The sequence below is a fragment of the Amycolatopsis sp. DG1A-15b genome (assembly GCF_030285645.1).
Taxonomy (GTDB): domain Bacteria; phylum Actinomycetota; class Actinomycetes; order Mycobacteriales; family Pseudonocardiaceae; genus Amycolatopsis.
Window position 1 is genome coordinate 1,529,564 of sequence record NZ_CP127296.1, and the last position, 15,809, is coordinate 1,545,372.

Consider the following 15,809-nt stretch of genomic DNA (forward strand, 5'->3'; position numbering starts at 1 on the left):
CCCCGGAGTTCACGCCGGGGGCGCCGCCCAGGCCTCGGGGTCGTCCCAGGCGGACAGCCGCCGCGCGCTGGTGAAGCGGCGGTGCGCGCCGGTCAGCGGGTCGTCGAAGTCGAGGACCTTCGCGAGCAGCTGCAGGGGTTTCGTGAAGTCGCCCAAGGGTTTCTCGCGCAGCTGCGGGTAGAAGTCGTCGCCGAGGATCGGGACGCCGAGGCCGCTCAGGTGCACGCGCAGCTGGTGGGTCCGGCCGGTGGCCGGGACCAGCCGGTACCGGCCCAGCCCGGCGCGGTGCTCGAGCAGGTCGACGTACGTCTCGGCGTTCGGTTCGCCCGGGACCTCCTGGGCGGCGAGCACCCCGCGTTCCTTGACGATCCGGCTCCGGACGGTCCTCGGCAGGGTCAGCGCCGGGTCGTGGGGCGCGATCGCCTCGTACTCCTTGTGCACCCGGCGGTCGCGGAACAACGTCTGGTACTTGCCGCGCAGTTCGGGCGTGATCACGAACATCACCACGCCCGCGGTGACGCGGTCCAGCCGGTGCGCGGGGGACAGGTGCGGCAGGTCGAGCTCCCGGCGCAGCCGCACGAGCGCCGTCTCCAGGATGTGCTGCCCGCGCGGGATGGTCGCCAGGAAGTGCGGCTTGTCGACGACGAGCAGGTGCTCGTCGCGGTGCAGGACGTCGATCGCGAAGGGCACCGGCACTTCGTCGGGCAGGTCGCGGTGGAACCAGATGAACGAGCCGGGCGCGTACGGCGTGTCGACGCCGAGCGGGCCGTCGGTGCCGTGGATGCGCTCCTCGCGCAGCATCTGCTCGATGCGATCGGGCGTGACGCGCGGCAGCCGGTCGACGAGGTGCGCCAGCAGGGTCGGCCACTCGCCGTCGGGCAGTTTGAGCCGGGCGGGGTCCAGCCCGTGGCGGGGCGGGATCGGCGGGCGGAGCTTGCGTCTCATCGTGCCCCGACTGTAACTGTGCCTAACCCTCCGACGGCGTCCGGTAGCGCGCGAGGTAGCGGGCGGTTGCCTCGGCGTTCTTCGCTTCGGCGGCCGCGGCGCGGAGGCGGCGTCCGGTGTGGTGCGGGAAGCCCTGCCGGCCGAGCCGGTGCTCGACGCTCTCCTCCATGTACGCGCACGAATAGAAGTACGCGACCAGGGCGGCCATCAGGACCAGCGAGAGCCGCAGCCAGATCGAGCCGGGCAGCAGCAGCCACACCGCGCACAGCGGCACGATGCCGACCGACCGCTGGAGCACGAACCGGGCACGCCAGTGCTTCGACGTCGCATCGTGCAACGCCCAGTCGTTGTAGCGCTCGGGGAGCCGCACGCCGACGGCGTAACCGAACCAGCGGAGCACACTCGGTCGTTCCATGACTTCGAGAGTACACTAATACTTAGTGCACTAATCATTAGCGCGACCGACGACACAGTAGGATCGGATCATGATCGATCTGGGTGAGGACCCCCTGAAGCTGGACCGGCAGGTGTGCTTCGCGCTGTCGGTGGCTTCGCGCAGCGTGATCGCGATCTACCGGCCGCTGCTCGAGCCGTACGGCCTGACCCATCCGCAGTACCTGGTGATGCTCGCGCTGTGGGAGCGGTCCCCGCGCTCGGTGAAGGACCTCGGCACCGCCCTGCGTCACGAACCGGCGACGCTCTCGCCGCTGCTCAAGCGGCTGGAGGCGCTCGGGTACGTGACGCGCAGCCGCAGCCGCGCGGACGAACGCCGGCTGACGGTCGAGCTGACCGAGACCGGCCGGGCGCTGCGGGCCGAGGCGGAGAAGATCCCGTACAAGGTGGTCGAGACCCTCGGCATGGACGTCTCCGAGCTGGAAGCCCTGCACGGTGTGCTGACCCGGGTCATCGACGCGACCGCCTGAGGAATTCCCGGCCGCGCCGCGCGTCGCTTCCGGAAAAGGCCTCCGGGAGGAACCGTGCTGAAGATCAGGTTGGGCGTCGCCCCCGCGGCCGGCACCGGGCCGGCGGAGTTCGCCGGGCTGGCGGCGCGGCTGGAGGATGCCGGCGTCGACTCGCTGTGGCTGTCCGAGCTGGTCCACTCGCCCGAGGTCGATCCGATGATCGGCATGGCGCACGCGCTGGCGCGGACGTCGAAGCTGAAGGTCGGCACCGGCGTCGCGATCCTGCCGGGCCGGCACCCGGTGCTGGTCGCCAAGCAGCTGCTCACGCTGGCCGGGCTGGCGCCGAAGCGGGTTCTGCCGGTGTTCGGCCTCCGCCCGGCGCGCGCCGCGGAAACCGGCCTGTTCCCGGTGCCGCCGGGCCGCCGCGCCGCGGTGTTCGACGAGTCGCTCGTGCTGCTGCGCCGGCTGCTGGAGGAGGACGAAGTCTCCTTCGACGGCGAGTTCTTCCAGGTCGACGGCGTCCGCCTCGGCCCGCGCCCGGCGAAGCGCCTGGACGTCTGGCTGGGCGGAACGGCCCCGGCGGCCCTGCGCCGGACGGGCCGCCTCGCGGACGGCTGGCTGGGCAGCTTCCACACGCCGTCGCAGGCACGCGAAGCCCGCATCGCCATCCAGCGGGCCGCGGCGGAGGCGGGGCGCGAGATCGAGGAGGACCACTTCGGCCTCAGCCTGGTCGTGGCGGACCGGGGGATCCCCGGCGAACTCGCGGCGGTGGCGGAACGCCGCAGCCCCGGCGTGCCGCTGACGGACCTGGTGGCGACGAGCTGGCCGGAGGCCCGCCGGCTGGTGGAGCAGCACATCGAAGCCGGGCTGTCGAAGTTCGTGCTGCGGCCCGGCCACGCCGATTTCGACGGCTTCCTGGAGAAGTTCCAGGCAGAACTGGTGCCGCTGCAGAACTAGTGTCGCGCGTCTGAAGTTCGTTGGCGGGTGGTGTGGGGCAGGATCTCGTCGGCGGTCTTTGGTCCAGGTGAACGGGTGGCAGCGGTCGTTCAAGCTGGCGATGAAAGCCTCGGATCGCGACCACGAGTTCTTTGACGTCGTCGAAGGATCCGCGGCGGATCGCCTGGCGGACCTTGGCCTCCAGTTCCGGGTCGGTGGAGAACGTGAACGTCTCCTGCCACCACGGCTGCACGTGATATCTGCGCCACGCCCTGGCCACGGTCGCGTCGCCGACACCCGGGTGCCGGCCCCAAAGCCGGCTCGACCAGTGCTACACCGCCAACGCCTCGGCGGCGGCTCGAGCGTGGCCGCGATGATCCCGGCATTGTCCACGATCTTCGGCCGTCCGGGCCGAGGCTCGTCATCCAACCCCGCCAAGCCATGCGCGGCGAACCCGGTCACGCCACTTGATCACCGTCGGACGCGAAACCCCGACCAGCCGAGCCGTGCCCGCCGTTCCATGCCAGTCCGCGACCGCCAGCACAATCCGGGCCGGCTCGACATGACCGGCCCGGATCGCCCGCGACCGCGTCCACGACTCCAAAACCGCCCGGTCCTCGCCACTGACCACCAAACCCGGCGAAGGCAGGACCCATCATCGCAAACCCACAACCGTAAACCAATTAACGCCGCGCGACACTAGCCGTGGTTGAGGTTGCCGTGCACCTGGCCGACCTGGATCGCGGTCCCGTGCTGGGTGCCGCTGATGATGTTCGTGGTGCTGCCCGGCGCCAGTGCCTCGATGACGGCCTTCGCCTCGGCCAGTTCCCCGGCGTAGTCGCCACCCGCGCCGTGGCGGAGCAGGTCTCCGCTCGGGTTCGGGATGTAGAGGTAGACCGTGCCGTGGTACTCCTTGATCCGGACGTCGGCCGGGACGACCTTGGTCGCGGGCAGCTGGGCGTATTCGCTGGCCAGGACGTCTTCGAAGACCCGCTGGGAGAGCGCCACCGCGAGGAAGGTCTGGTCGGGGTCCGAGCGCTCCAGCACCGCGCGCACCGGCGCGGCGTCGAGCAGCCGGTGGGTGGTGATCACGGCGCTGCCGATGGCGGCGGCCGAGGTCGTGCCCGGCGCGGGTTCGAGGATCGGGCCGACGTTCAGGCTGGCGCGCATCCGCAGGCGGACCGACCGGGCGGCCGCCCGCAGGCGGGTGTCGCGCTCGGCGAGCACGGCTTGGAGTTCGTCGAAGAACCGGGTCACCACCGCGGGCAGGAACCGTGGGTCGAAGCCGAGTCCGTAGCCGTCGCCGGTGCCGTGCGGGAAGAGGGCGGTTTCCCAGACTTCGCGCAGCCCGGCGCGGGTGAACGCCTGGGAAAGCACGTCGGGGATGGCGGCGGACACCATCGCCTGGGTGGCGGCGGGGTTGCTGCCGAATCCCTTGGTGTCGACGACCAGCAGGGCGCGGTAGGGCGGGAGTTCGGCGAGCACGGTGAGGCCTTCCTGGTCGTGGCCGTGGCCACCCGATTCTGACGGACCGCGGCCCCGCGGTCCTCGTGCGTTCGAGGTAATTCCCGCGGCTTTCCGCGCGGTCGCGAGCGGACGGCGGGGTTGCTCTGCGCGAAACATCCCTGGGCGAATTGCCCGGTACCTATCTTTTGTCCTGTCCGACGAAAGTCGGTACCGCGGCGGCCCGGCGCGGGCTCACCCTCGACCCCACCGGATCACCGGTGCCGGGCCGGCTCGGCCGGCTCCTCCGGCGCGGCCACCCCTCGCGCCGGCTTCGCCCCGCGACCGCGAAAGTGAGTTACCGGCATGCGCAGAACGTCCCCGGGACACCACCTCCTCGCCCGCTCCGCCACCGCCCTCGTGGCCGCCACCGCGGCCATCGGCTTCCTCAGCCCCGCCTCCGCCTCCGCCGCCACCATCGACGGCTACTCGGCCACCGTGCAGCGGGAAGCGGTCGCTTCCCTCGCCGCGGAAGCCGGGATCGGCGAGGCCGCCGCCGTCGCCCTGCTGCGCACGCAGGCGGCGAGCGTCGACACCCTGCAGCGCGTCACCGCTTCCCTCGGGTCCCGCGCCGCCGACGGCTACCTCGACGCCGCCGCCAAGCCCGTCGTCAACGTGCTGGACCAGGCCGCCGCCGAGCGGGCCGAGCAGGCCGGCGCGCAGGCGCGGCTGGTCAAGCACTCCGGCGCCGCGCTGGCGAACGCCCAAGACGTCCTGCAGGCGTTGCCCGTGGTGGCGCACACCGCGATCGGGCTCGATCCGAAGGCCAACCAGGTCGTGCTGACCGTGGCCGACGCCGCCAAGGGCACCGAAGCCCTGCTGAAGGCGGCCGCGTCGCTCGGTGACCGGGTCCGCGTGGAGCGGGTCGCCGGCGAGATGCACACCGCGATCTACAACGGCGAAGCCATCACCGGCGGCGGCACCCGCTGCTCGGCGGGCTTCAACACCAACCGCGGCGGCCAGAACTACCTCATCGACGCCGGGCACTGCACCCGCGCGGTGTCGCAGTGGAACGTCGGCCCGTCGCAGGGCTCGAGCTTCCCGGGCAACGACTACGGGCTCATCCGCAACACCACGGGCAGCGCACCCGGCGCGGTCACTCTGTGGAACGGCTCCACCCAGCGGATCAGCTCCGCCGGCACCGCGACCGTCGGGCAGCGGATCAGCAAGAGCGGCAGCACCACCCACCTGACCTCGGGTTCGGTGCAGCGGACGAACGTGACGGTGAACTACGCCGAAGGCTCGGTGTACCAGCTGATCCAGACCAACGCGCTGGTCAACCCCGGCGACTCCGGCGGCTGCCTGTTCGCCGGCAGCGTCGGCCTGGGCATCACCTCCGGCAAGGGCGGCAGCAGCTCGTACTTCCAGCCCGTCGGCGAGGCGCTGAGCGCGTACGGCGTCACGCTGAACTGAGCCGCCGCCGGTGGGGGCACCACGCCGGTGCCCCCACCGGTGCGTCAGTCGCGGCGGTGGAAGATGAGCCGGTAGCCGGCCAGGATGATCAGGGCGCCCAGGATGGCCAGGCCCCAGGTGCGCAGGTCGAAGAACGTGCCGAGCTGGGTGTGGAACAGCGTCTTGCCCACCCAGCCGCCGACGAACGCACCCGCGATGCCCAGCAGGATCGTGATGATGCAGCCGCCCGGGTCCTTGCCCGGCATGAGGGCTTTCGCGATCACCCCGGCGATGAGACCCAGCACGATCCAGGCGATGATGCCCACGGGGTTGTCCTCTCGTCCGCTGCCTTTTGACGGCACAGGCTCTTGACGGCACAGGATGGCAGGCACCGGCCCCGGGAGCGCGCCGGGCCACGCCGACGTGATCGGGATCTCACCCGGTCAGCGCCGGGGGAACGGACCCCACCCCTTGACGGCGAACGCGCCGCCGCGGCGTTCGACTTCCAGTGCGCTGTGCCCGCCGAAGTGGGCCGGCACGAGCAGGGCGTGCTCGTCGGCGGCCCAGCCGAGCAGGCGCTGCCGGGTGGCGCTGGCCTGTACCGGGTCTTCGCAGAAGCAGCTGCTGTGCCCGGGTGCCGCGAGCTGCAGGGGCGTGTGCAGGACGTCGCCGGCGAAGAGCGCACGGTCGCCGCCGGAGGCCAGTTTCACCACGCTGGAGCCGGGGGTGTGGCCGGGCGCGGCTTCGAGCCGGAGGTTCGCGTCGATCGTGTGGCTGTCCTCCCACAACCGGACCTGCCCCGCTTCGTGCACCGGCTGGATGCTGTCTTCGAAGGCGTGTGCGTTCACACCTCCGGCCACGGCCGGGTTGCGCGCCGGGTCCCAGTGCTCGAAGTCCGCGCGGGGCATCAGGTGCGTCGCGTTCGGGAACGTCGGCACCCACGTGCCGCCGTCGAGGCGGGTGTTCCACCCGATGTGGTCGAGGTGCAGGTGGGTGTGCACGACCAGGTCGACGTCCTCCGGGCGGACGCCGGCTTCGCGGAGCCGGTCCAGGTAGTCCAGCCGGAGGTGGTCCCAGGCGGGGACGGCCGGGCGGTGCTTGTCGTTGCCCACGGCGGTGTCGATCAGGATCGTGCGGCCTTCGCTGCGCAGCAGCCAGGTCTGCATCGACGACACCACCAGGCCGTCCGTGGTGAGGAAGTCGGGTTCCAGCTCGTCGCGGTGCTCCTGCCACGCCGATTCCGGCAGGTCCGGGAAGAAGTCCCGGGCCGGCATCATCGGGCCGTGCTGCTCTTCGATGCGGGTGACGGTGACGTCCCCGAGTTTGATTTCGGTCATTTTTCCTTCTCGGTGGGGGTTTTCCGGGCACGTCGAAGCCGGCCTCCCTCGCGGGTGCCTCGGACGGAACCGGTTTTTTCAGCCGCGCGCGGGCAGGGTGCGGCGCGCGGTGGCCGTGGTGTGCGTGAGCAGGGTCATCGCCGCGTGCGAGGACGAGCCGGGCTCGGTGGTGGCGACGACGACGTGCTGCGCGGACTCGGTGAGCAGCGCCTGGTGCGTGACCGTCATCGGGCCCACCAGGGGGTGGTGCATCTCGTGGACCGCGCTGCCGCCGGCCTTGACGCGCTGGTCCGCCCACCACGCGGCGAACTCCGTGCTGCGGACGGAAAGCTCGCCGACGAGGGCGGCCGGGCGCGGGTCGTCCGGGTACCGTCCCGACGCCATCCGCAGCGTCGCCACCACCGCGCGGGCCTTGGCCGGCCAGTCGGCGTACAGCTCGCGGGTGTGCGGGTCGAGGAACACCAGCCTCGCCATGTTGGGGCGCGGCCCGGGCCCCTCGGGCGCGTCCGGCGGCAGGTGCCCGGCGAACAGGGCGTGGCCGGCGGCGTTCCACGCCAGGACGTCGCTGAACCGGCCGAGCACGACCACCGGCACGTCGCCCAGGGCGGCCAGCAGCTGCCGGACGGCCGGGGTGACGCGCTCCGCCGCCGGGCGGCGGCGCGGGGCCGGCCGGCGGGCTCCGGCGGCCAGGTCGTGCAAGTGCCGTCGTTCGGCGTCGTCGAGCCGGAGGGCGCCGGCGAGTGCGTCCAGCACCTCCGGCGAGGCGTTGGCCGACTGGCCCTGTTCGAGCCTCGAGTAGTAGGGCGCGCTCACCCCGGCGAGCCGGGCGAGCTCTTCGCGGCGCAGGCCGGGCACCCGGCGACGGTCACCGTAGGTGGCCAGGCCGACGTCCTCGGGCCGCAGGTGGGAGCGGCGGGTCTTGAGGAACTCGCCGAGGCGTCGTCTGGCTTCCATGCAGTCAGTATGGGCAGCGGCGGGGTGGCGCAACCACACCCTCGCGGGGTCAGGCAGGGCACCCGGAAAAAAGGCCCGCCCGGGAACTGTCCCGGACGGGCCGTGCGTGGTCGGGCCGGCTCAGCCACCGCCGTAGGTGGCCTGGGTGACCGCGAAGACGTTGCGGTTGCCCGCGCCTTCCTGCAGCGACCACAGCAGGTCGGCGGCGGTGTCGTCCTCCCAGTACGAGAGGCTCTCGCCGCTGCTCACCCAGGAGAAGGTCTGCGCGGCGGCCGAGGGCTTCCAGTAGTACAGCTGCTTCTGGCCGGACGACTGGAACCACCAGCGGCCGTTGTGCGAGGCCACGCCGTTGAGCTTGTACCAGGGCAGCTGCAACGCCTGGCTCGCCGTCGTGGTCGCGGCGAAGGTGCCGGAGGCGGCGAACGGGTAGCGGATCGCCCGCGGCGCCCGGTTCGGGTAGTCCGTGCAGCCGGACGGGCAGGTGTACTCGGTCATCACGATCGACTTGCTGACGCGGTCGAGGGAGATCGACGACCACGCGAGGTTCGTGCCCGACGTCGTCTTCGAAGCGATCGTGCCGACCTGCGGCAGGACGTAGGCGTAGTTGTGGGCGTAGTACGTGCTGCCGGTCTCGTGGCCGATCTGGTCGGCGGTGCCGCCGCTGTTCGTCTTGAGGATCTTGCGCATGTCGAACACGCGCATGCCCTTCCCGGTGTCGGCGACGTAGAGGTAATCGCCGTACCAGGACATGCCACCGGCGTGGATGGGGATGTCCTTGAAGTCCGGCGCGTCCGCGGTCCCGGTCGGCTCGACCAGCAGGATCTTGCGGTAGGCGTTCGGGTAGTCGGCGTCCCAGTCGACCAGGGTGATCCGGCTGCGGGACTGGTCGCCGTCGCAGCCGTCCTTGGAATACCAGCTGACCGCGATGAGCTGGTGCCCGTCGTAGTTGCCGCCGTTCGCCGTGCCCACGGCGTCGCGGCTGGTGGTGATGCCCTGCGGGTAGTTCGTGCAGTCGGAGTTGTCGCCGCTGTCGAACCGGAAGCCCGTCGACAGCCCGGCGACGGAGAACGAAGACGGCAGCGCGGTGCGGTCGTGGTTGGCGTTCTCCATCACGGTGTGGACGGCCGCGGTGCCCAGCGTCGAGACCAGAGCGCTGTTCACCGCGTCGAACTGGTTGTAGTTGGCGGTCAAGGTGTATTGGCCGGCGGGCAAGGTGGCCGGCGCGGCCGCGGCGGCGGCCGCCGGCGCGGCGGCCAGGCCCGCCAGCACGCCGGCGGCCAGCGCGGCCTTGGCGAGTCGGTGTAGTGACATGGGAGCCATCATCCGGCTCGCTCGTACAAGAGTCGTACAACCGGTCCACATCGGACACTTCAGGCCCGTGGGGCGGCCGCCCGCCGGTCGAGCACCTTCAGCGCCTGCTCGCACCACCGCAGGTTCTCCCGCTCGAACGACAGTCCCCGCATCAGCGTCAGGTACGGGCCGATCCGCTCGGCTCCGGCGAGGTAGTCGTCTTCGAAGCGGCCGTCCAGCAGGCGCGCGCGAAGTCGTTCGTAGCCCGCGATCTTGGCTTCGGCCCGGGCCAGCCGCTCCGCCAGCGCGCCCCGGACCGCCGTCCGGTCGCCCGCGTCCACGGCCTGCACCTGCACCAGCAGCTCGTCGCGGATCACGCCCGGGCGGGGCGGCCGGGCCGTGAACTCGTGCAGCGACCGGTGCCCGGCTTCGGTCAGCGAGAACAGCCGCTTGTCCGGGCGGCGCTCCTGGTGGACCACCCGGGCCCGCACCAGGCCGTCGGCCGCCATGCGGTCGAGTTCCCGGTAGAGCTGCTGCGGGGTGGCCGCCCAGAAGTTCGCCACCGAGGCGTCGAACCCCTTCGCCAGGTCGTAGCCCGACGCCTCGCCTTCGAGCAGCGCCGCCATCAGCGCGTGGCGCAATGCCTTACTCAACTAGTTGACTGCTTCGCGCTGGATCTGCTCGAACTGCGCCGCCATCGCCTCGGAGAGGGCTCGGGCCGCCGACAGCGGCCGGACCATCACGGTGAACTCGTCGATCAGGCCGTCGTCGTCGAGGTGCAGGAAGTCGCAGCCTTCGACCCGCACGTCCCCGATCCTGGCCTCGAAGACGAGGGCGTGATCCCGGCCGTCACCGCCGGTCAGCTCGCGCACGTACCGGAAATCCTCGAACACGCGGAGCACGCCGCGCAGGATGGCGGCGGTGATCGCCTTGCCGGGGTACGGCTTGAACGCGACCGGGCTGCGGAACACGACGTGCTCCGCCAGTGTCGCGGCCATGGCGTCGGGATCGCGTGCCTCGACGGCCTTGCGGAAGCTGCTCATGCCCACCTCGCATACTCAATTTGTTGACTATATCGGGCAGCATACCGTCTCGCCTTGAGTGACCGCTCGACGACGCACAGCTTCACCACAGGCCTGCCACAGGTGCCCTCGCCACGCTGGCCCAAGGCCGGGTCAGGCGGAAGTCAACCGGCCATTACCCACCCGACGAGCGAAAGGGCAGGCATGGGAAACGATCACGAGGGACAGCGGGTCAGCCGGCGGCGGCTGCTCGCCGGCGTGAGCTCGGTCGGCTTGGGCGCACTCGTCACGGCGTGCGCGGGCCGGAGCGCGGTCACGACGTCCACCGGGGAGACGGTCGCGCTGCAGGCGGTCACCGACGCGGACCTCACCGCCCTGTTCACCGGCGCGCGGACGTGCACGCTCACCGCGTCCACCACGCAGGGGCCGTACTACTTCGACGCCGACAAGATCCGCAGTGACATCCGCGAGGACAAGCCGGGCACGAAGCTGCGGCTCGCCCTGCAGGTGCAGGACAGCGAGACGTGCCGGCCGATCCCGCACGCGGTGGTCGAGATTTGGCACTGCGACGCGGGTGGCCTGTACTCCGGCGCGGAGGCGGCGTCCAGCGGCGGCGGCACCCGGCCGACCGGGACCCCGCCGACCGGGACCCCGCCCACCGGCACTCCGCCTACCGGCACTCCGCCCGGCGGCGGGGACGCCGATCTCATCCCCACCGACGACAAGCGGTACCTGCGTGGCGCCCAGGTCACGAACCAGCGCGGGATCGTCGAGTTCACGACGATCTGGCCGGGCTGGTACCGCGGCCGCACCGTCCACGTCCACGTGATGGTGCACGTCGGCACCGAGAAAACGCTCACCACGCAGCTGATGTTCGACGAAGCGCTGAACGCGCAGGTGCTGGCCACCCAGCCGTACGCGCAGCGCACCGGCCGCGACACCTTCAACGACGACGACTCGATCTACGAGCCGAGCATGCTGCTGAAGGTGACGCGCGCCCGCGACGGGTACGTCGGCTGCATCGTCCTCAACGCCGACCCGGACCACGACGGCGCGTAGCGCCGCACGCCCGGGCGAGTCACTCGGCGAGCATGGTCTCCGAGAGCCGCGCGCCCGGCCCCGGCAGGAGGTCTTCCGGCCCCGGCACGGCACCGAAGTAAGGCGCCTCCGGGTCGTGACCACCTGCCGCGGGCCGGAGCGCGCGGTCAGCAGGTCAGCACCCACTCGCCGAGCTCGGCGTATAACGGCCTACACGGCGGCTCCATGCCGCTGGTACTGAGCTCGCAGCGCCTTCTTGTCCGGCTTGCCCAGCCCCGTCATCGGCAGGGACTCCGCGACGATCACCTGCTTGGGCACGTGCACCGGGCCCTTGCGCTCGCGCACCGCCGCCTGGATCTCGGCCGTGAGCCGCTCGAGGTCGCCGTCGGCGTCCTTGCGCAGGACCACGACGGCCGTCACCGCCTCGCCCCACTTGTCGTCGGGGGTGCCGATCACGCCGACCTGCGCGACCGCCGGGTGCTCGGCCACCACGTCCTCCACCTCGCGGGGGAACACGTTGAACCCGCCGGTGACGATCATGTCCTTGACCCGGTCGACGATGAACCAGAAACCGTCCTCGTCCTCGCGGGCCACGTCGCCGGTGTGCAGCCAGCCGTCGCGGAACGTCTCCGCCGTCACCTCCGGCAGGTTCCAGTAGCCGCCGGCGAGCAGCGGGCCGGCCACGCAGATCTCGCCCGGCTCACCCGGCGCGACGGGATTGCCGTCGGCGTCGAGCAGTGCGGTGCGCAGGAAGGCCGACGGGCGGCCGCAGGAGGCCAGGCGTGCGTCGTCGTGGTCGCCCTTGGCGAGGTAGCTGATCGCCATCGGGGCCTCGGACTGGCCGTAGTACTGGGCGAAGATCGGCCCGAACCGGTCGATCGCCTCGCGCAGCCGCACCGGGTTGATCGACGCCGCGCCGTAGTACACCGTCTGCAGCGAAGACAGGTCGCGGGTGCGCGAGTCCGGGTGGTCCATGAGCGCGTAGAGCATCGTGGGCACCAGCATGGTTGCGGTGATCCGCTGCTCTTCGATGATCCTCAGGACCTCGGCGACGTCGAACTTCGGCACCACGATCAGCGAGCCGCCCTTGAGCAGCGTCGGGGCGAAGAACGCCGCGCCGGCGTGCGAAAGCGGAGTGCAGATCAGGAACTTCGGCGCCTCGGGCCACTCCCACTCGGCCAGCTGGATCTGCGTCATCGTGGTCATCGCCTGCGCGGTGCCCATGACGCCCTTGGGCTTGCCGGTCGTCCCGCCGGTGTAGGTGATCGAGACGACCTGGTCCGGCGGCAGCACCGCGGGCGCGAGCGGCCGCGGCTCGAACGTCGCGGCGGCCGCCGTCAGGTCCTTGCCGACGTGGGCCAGCGGCTCCGGCACCGGCCCGATGGTGAGCACCTGGGTCAGGCCGGGCACCTTCTCGAGCAGGCCGAGGGCGCGGTCGACGAAGGCGGGGACCGGGTCGATGATCAGGGTGGTGATGCCGGCGTCGGCGAGGATGTAGGCGTGGTCGTCGAGCGACCCCAGCGGGTGCAGCGCCGTGCGCCGCGAGCCCTGCAGCTGGCCGGCGGCGATGATGAGCAGGACTTCCGGCCGGTTCAGCGACAGCAGCGCGACCGGCGCGCCGGTGCCCGCCCCGAGCGCCTCGAAGGCCTGGGCGTACTGGCTGACCTGTTCGGCGGTCCGGCCCCCGGTCATCGTGGTCTCGCCCAGCACCATGACCGGCTTGTCCCGGTGGCGTTTCAGGGCGGAGACGACCAGGTGGCCGAGGTGGTTCGGATACCGCATCGCCTGCTCGTCCATCCCGGTCCCTTCCACGGCGCAAGACTAGAACACGTTACTGTTCTCGACAAGATACGGCGACCGGGCCGGGTTTGTCAGGTTGGCGACGGAGTGGAACAGGTTTCAGTGATCCGGGGGACGCGCGCGCGGCGCGTCCCCCGGATCCGCCTCAGCCCGGCAGGCGGCCGGCGTAGCCCCGGTTGACGGCGACCGCCGACACGCTCACGTACCCGTCGAACAGGGCCTTCGTGTCGCTGCCCTCCTCGAACTCCGGCGCGGGTGTCACCGGGTTGTACGACAGCTGGTACGTCCCGTCACCCGAAGGCACGTACGTCACCCAGCCCTGCGCCACCCGGCCGACCGACGTCCAGCGCACCGGCGACGGCCCGGACCCCGGCGTGACGTCCGGCTGGTTCACGTTCACCAGCACCATGTCCCGCACGAGGGACCACACCCGGGGCGACGCGAGCAGCCGGACGACGACGTCGGCCGCGGCCGCGTACGTTTCCGTCGACGGCGGGGGTGCCACGCGCGTGCCGGCGCTGACCGCCACCGTCGGCACGCCCCGCTCGACCGCCGCGGTGGCCGCGCCCACCGTGCCGGACAGGTTGATCGAAACGTCGGTGTTCGGGCCCGCGTTGACCCCGGAAACGACCAGGTCCGGGCCGGTGGTCCAGCCGAGCCGCTGGGGCAGGACGCCGGTCAGCGCGAGCTCGACCACGTCCGCCGGGGTGATCGACGGGCTGCCGGGGCCGCACGGGACGCTGCCCTGGCACGCGCCCAGCACCAGCCCGTGCCCCGGCGCGTTCGCGCAGTCGGCGGCGAACTCGGCCGGCACCGCCGCCGGCGGCGCCACGGACGCCGTGGGGGACCCGGCCGTGGACCGGCTCTTCGCGCCCTGGGACGCCCACGGTCCGACGATCGCCACGTCGGCACCGGCCCGGCACAACGCCTGCCGGAGCACGTAGATGCCGCGCCCGTCCGACCCGTCGGGCTTCGCCGCCTGCACCGAATCGTCGTTGACCAGCAAAACCTTCTTGCCCCCCAGCGAAACCGGTTGATCGGGCCGCGGGCTGGCTTGAGCGGGCACGGCCAGCGACAAGGCGACCACCGCCGCCACCGCGACGCGCAAAGCCTTGAACCGCATCGCCACCTCCTCATCTGTTCGGAATCGGAGGGCCAGGCTAGCGGGAACGGCGGTGACGGGGCGGTGTTTCGATCGATCCGGCGGCGAGCCCGCCCCGGATCCGGGACGGGCTCGCCGCCGGCGCTCCTTTGTGGACGGTTACGGCACCGGTGCGGCCTGCGCCCGGGCCACGGCCTCGTCGCGGTCGGGCTGCAGCAGGTAGCCCGACCGCAGGGCCCGGTCCGCCGCCGCGGTGAACTTCGCGACGTAGGTGGTGTGGTCCGGGTACAGCTGCCGGATCCGGTCCGGCGTCAGCGGCGTGGTCGTGCCCAGCAGCAGGCACGCGCCCGGCACGTTGCCGCCGCTGTTGTTGGGGGAGTAGGACGCCACCGGGACGTCGAGATCGGGCAGCCGGACGCCGCCGAGGGCGTTCTGGTCGCCGTCGCGCAGGATGATGAGGTTGAGCAGCATCGAAATCGGCGCCGCCGTGGGCGGGGCCGCGCCGCCGCGCGCCCAGCGGTCGAGGTAGCGGAACGCCGCGTTCTCCGCATAGCGGAACGTCATGCTGTTGACCGGCTTGTCGCAGGTCGTCGGGGCGCCGTCGTTGATCGACTTGTCCCGGGCGTTGGCCGCGTTGTAGAGGTTCAGGCCGTACTGGTCGGCGTGCGCGGTGCCGGCGACCTCCCAGGTGCGCACCTGGGCGGTGTCCTGCCGGACCGAAGCCGACGCGATGACGTCGGTCTCCGACTGCAGGACGAACACCGGGACGCCGAGATCGGTGCGGATCCGGGCCGACAGCGGGCCGACGACGCCGTCGCCGATCGGCGCCGCGAGCGCGGCCCGGCCGTGGATCATGAAGCCGTCGTAGCTGCGCCGCACCGGCTGGATCGCGTTCGCGTAGGTGGTCAGCCGCAGCGCGGACTGCGAGTGCCCGGTGCCCAGCACGACGGCCGGGGTCCGGCCGCCCAGTACCTGCGGGTTCGCCCGCACCGCCTGCGCGGCCTGCGAGAAGACGTCGTAGGACAGCGCGTCACCGCTGAGGTTCACCGCGCCGTACCGCGCGGGGTCGAGGCTCTTGAGCTTGTCGGCACCGGCTTTCTGGGTCGTCACGCCGACGTAGGCGTAGCCCTCGCGGATGAAGTGCTCGTAGGACTGCGAGAAGTCCACGGGGATGTCGACGCCGAAGCTGACGTTGAGCCATTCGACCACGACCGTGCCGTTGAACCGTGCGGCGTCACGCGGCCGCACCACGACCATCCGGGTGGTGTACGGGTTGCCGGTGGTGGCCACGCGAGTGGCCCAGCGGCCGTCGTCGGTCCACAGCCCCACCTGGTCGAACGTGTCGGCGCGCCCGGAGAGCAGGTACTCCTCCTCGACGTACCCGCGGGCGGCGAGGTCCAGGACGCCTTGGGCGCCGCTGACCGGCCAGCCCCGCCCGGCGTTCGCGGGCACCGCCGCGACGGTGGGGGCGGACGGCGCGGCTTGGGCGGTCCCGGTGATCAGGACGGATGGCAGGAGCACGGTCAGCAGCACGAGCAGGGCTCTGCGCATGGGTATACCCTTCTGGTGGTCGACGGTCCGCGGAGCG

At 71.8% G+C, this 15,809-nt stretch carries 16 protein-coding genes and 1 pseudogene; 4 read left to right on the forward strand and 13 right to left on the reverse strand.

Translation table 11 applies throughout. From position 1 onward, the window contains the following. Nucleotides 1-9: 9 nt before the first annotated feature. Both QRY02_RS07100 and QRY02_RS07105 read right to left on the reverse strand, forming a co-directional pair. On the reverse strand, nucleotides 10-945 hold the full coding sequence (locus QRY02_RS07100) for an RluA family pseudouridine synthase (RefSeq protein ID WP_285990699.1): 936 nt from the start codon (nucleotides 943-945) through the stop codon (nucleotides 10-12). Nucleotides 946-967: 22 nt separating this feature from the next. Next, nucleotides 968-1,345, reverse strand: a complete 378-nt coding sequence (locus QRY02_RS07105; protein ID WP_387054379.1) for a DUF5313 domain-containing protein — start codon at nucleotides 1,343-1,345, stop codon at nucleotides 968-970. Nucleotides 1,346-1,430: 85 nt separating this feature from the next. Between QRY02_RS07105 and QRY02_RS07110 the strand changes: the two genes are divergently transcribed. Then, entirely contained in the window at nucleotides 1,431-1,868 is a 438-nt protein-coding gene (locus QRY02_RS07110; RefSeq protein WP_285990701.1) for a MarR family winged helix-turn-helix transcriptional regulator, read from the forward strand. Between the two features lie 54 nt (nucleotides 1,869-1,922). Further along, a complete protein-coding gene (locus tag QRY02_RS07115) occupies nucleotides 1,923-2,804 on the forward strand; it encodes a TIGR03854 family LLM class F420-dependent oxidoreductase (RefSeq protein ID WP_285990702.1) in 882 nt (293 codons plus the stop codon). Between the two features lie 157 nt (nucleotides 2,805-2,961). Here QRY02_RS07115 and QRY02_RS07120 read toward each other — a convergent pair. Together QRY02_RS07120 and QRY02_RS07125 are read right to left on the reverse strand one after the other, a co-directional pair. After that, nucleotides 2,962-3,432: pseudogene (locus QRY02_RS07120) on the reverse strand (helix-turn-helix domain-containing protein); the annotation flags it as partial. Nucleotides 3,433-3,482: 50 nt separating this feature from the next. Beyond that, complete coding sequence (locus QRY02_RS07125; protein WP_285990703.1) at nucleotides 3,483-4,268, reverse strand: hypothetical protein; 786 nt, start codon at nucleotides 4,266-4,268, stop codon at nucleotides 3,483-3,485. A 324-nt stretch (nucleotides 4,269-4,592) separates the two neighbouring features. Here QRY02_RS07125 and QRY02_RS07130 point away from each other — a divergent pair, with 324 nt between their 5' ends. Further along, on the forward strand, nucleotides 4,593-5,699 hold the full coding sequence (locus QRY02_RS07130; RefSeq protein WP_285990704.1) for a S1 family peptidase: 1,107 nt from the start codon (nucleotides 4,593-4,595) through the stop codon (nucleotides 5,697-5,699). 44 nt (nucleotides 5,700-5,743) lie between these two features. On the opposite strand, the gene QRY02_RS07135 is transcribed toward QRY02_RS07130, so the two are convergent. From QRY02_RS07135 to QRY02_RS07160, 6 genes are all read right to left on the reverse strand, one after another. Next, nucleotides 5,744-6,004: a GlsB/YeaQ/YmgE family stress response membrane protein gene (locus tag QRY02_RS07135; RefSeq protein ID WP_013225295.1), complete on the reverse strand. Its 261-nt coding sequence runs from the start codon at nucleotides 6,002-6,004 to the stop codon at nucleotides 5,744-5,746. A 117-nt stretch (nucleotides 6,005-6,121) separates the two neighbouring features. Further along, nucleotides 6,122-7,015 (reverse strand): MBL fold metallo-hydrolase, encoded by an 894-nt coding sequence (locus tag QRY02_RS07140; RefSeq protein ID WP_285990705.1) that lies wholly within the window; start codon nucleotides 7,013-7,015, stop codon nucleotides 6,122-6,124. Nucleotides 7,016-7,093: 78 nt separating this feature from the next. Next, nucleotides 7,094-7,969, reverse strand: coding sequence for a helix-turn-helix domain-containing protein (locus tag QRY02_RS07145; RefSeq protein WP_285990706.1), 876 nt, complete (start codon nucleotides 7,967-7,969; stop codon nucleotides 7,094-7,096). A gap of 120 nt (nucleotides 7,970-8,089) precedes the next feature. Further along, nucleotides 8,090-9,280: a hypothetical protein gene (locus QRY02_RS07150; RefSeq protein WP_285990707.1), complete on the reverse strand. Its 1,191-nt coding sequence runs from the start codon at nucleotides 9,278-9,280 to the stop codon at nucleotides 8,090-8,092. 59 nt (nucleotides 9,281-9,339) lie between these two features. Next, a complete protein-coding gene (locus tag QRY02_RS07155) occupies nucleotides 9,340-9,885 on the reverse strand; it encodes a PadR family transcriptional regulator (protein ID WP_285993783.1) in 546 nt (181 codons plus the stop codon). Between the two features lie 27 nt (nucleotides 9,886-9,912). Next, nucleotides 9,913-10,302, reverse strand: coding sequence for a nuclear transport factor 2 family protein (locus QRY02_RS07160; protein ID WP_285990708.1), 390 nt, complete (start codon nucleotides 10,300-10,302; stop codon nucleotides 9,913-9,915). Nucleotides 10,303-10,485: 183 nt separating this feature from the next. Here QRY02_RS07160 and QRY02_RS07165 point away from each other — a divergent pair, with 183 nt between their 5' ends. After that, on the forward strand, nucleotides 10,486-11,340 hold the full coding sequence (locus QRY02_RS07165) for a peptidase associated/transthyretin-like domain-containing protein (RefSeq protein WP_285990709.1): 855 nt from the start codon (nucleotides 10,486-10,488) through the stop codon (nucleotides 11,338-11,340). Between the two features lie 189 nt (nucleotides 11,341-11,529). Here the strand turns inward: QRY02_RS07165 and fadD8 are convergent, their stop codons facing one another. The 3 genes from fadD8 to QRY02_RS07180 all read right to left on the reverse strand — a co-directional run bounded on the left by fadD8 (nucleotide 11,530) and on the right by QRY02_RS07180 (nucleotide 15,772). Continuing rightward, nucleotides 11,530-13,131 (reverse strand): fatty-acid--CoA ligase FadD8, encoded by a 1,602-nt coding sequence (gene fadD8, locus QRY02_RS07170; RefSeq protein WP_285990710.1) that lies wholly within the window; start codon nucleotides 13,129-13,131, stop codon nucleotides 11,530-11,532. A 133-nt stretch (nucleotides 13,132-13,264) separates the two neighbouring features. Beyond that, on the reverse strand, nucleotides 13,265-14,242 hold the full coding sequence (gene surE, locus QRY02_RS07175) for a 5'/3'-nucleotidase SurE (RefSeq protein WP_285990711.1): 978 nt from the start codon (nucleotides 14,240-14,242) through the stop codon (nucleotides 13,265-13,267). Nucleotides 14,243-14,380: 138 nt separating this feature from the next. Then, nucleotides 14,381-15,772, reverse strand: coding sequence for an alpha/beta hydrolase domain-containing protein (locus QRY02_RS07180; RefSeq protein WP_285990712.1), 1,392 nt, complete (start codon nucleotides 15,770-15,772; stop codon nucleotides 14,381-14,383). Nucleotides 15,773-15,809 lie beyond the last annotated feature (37 nt).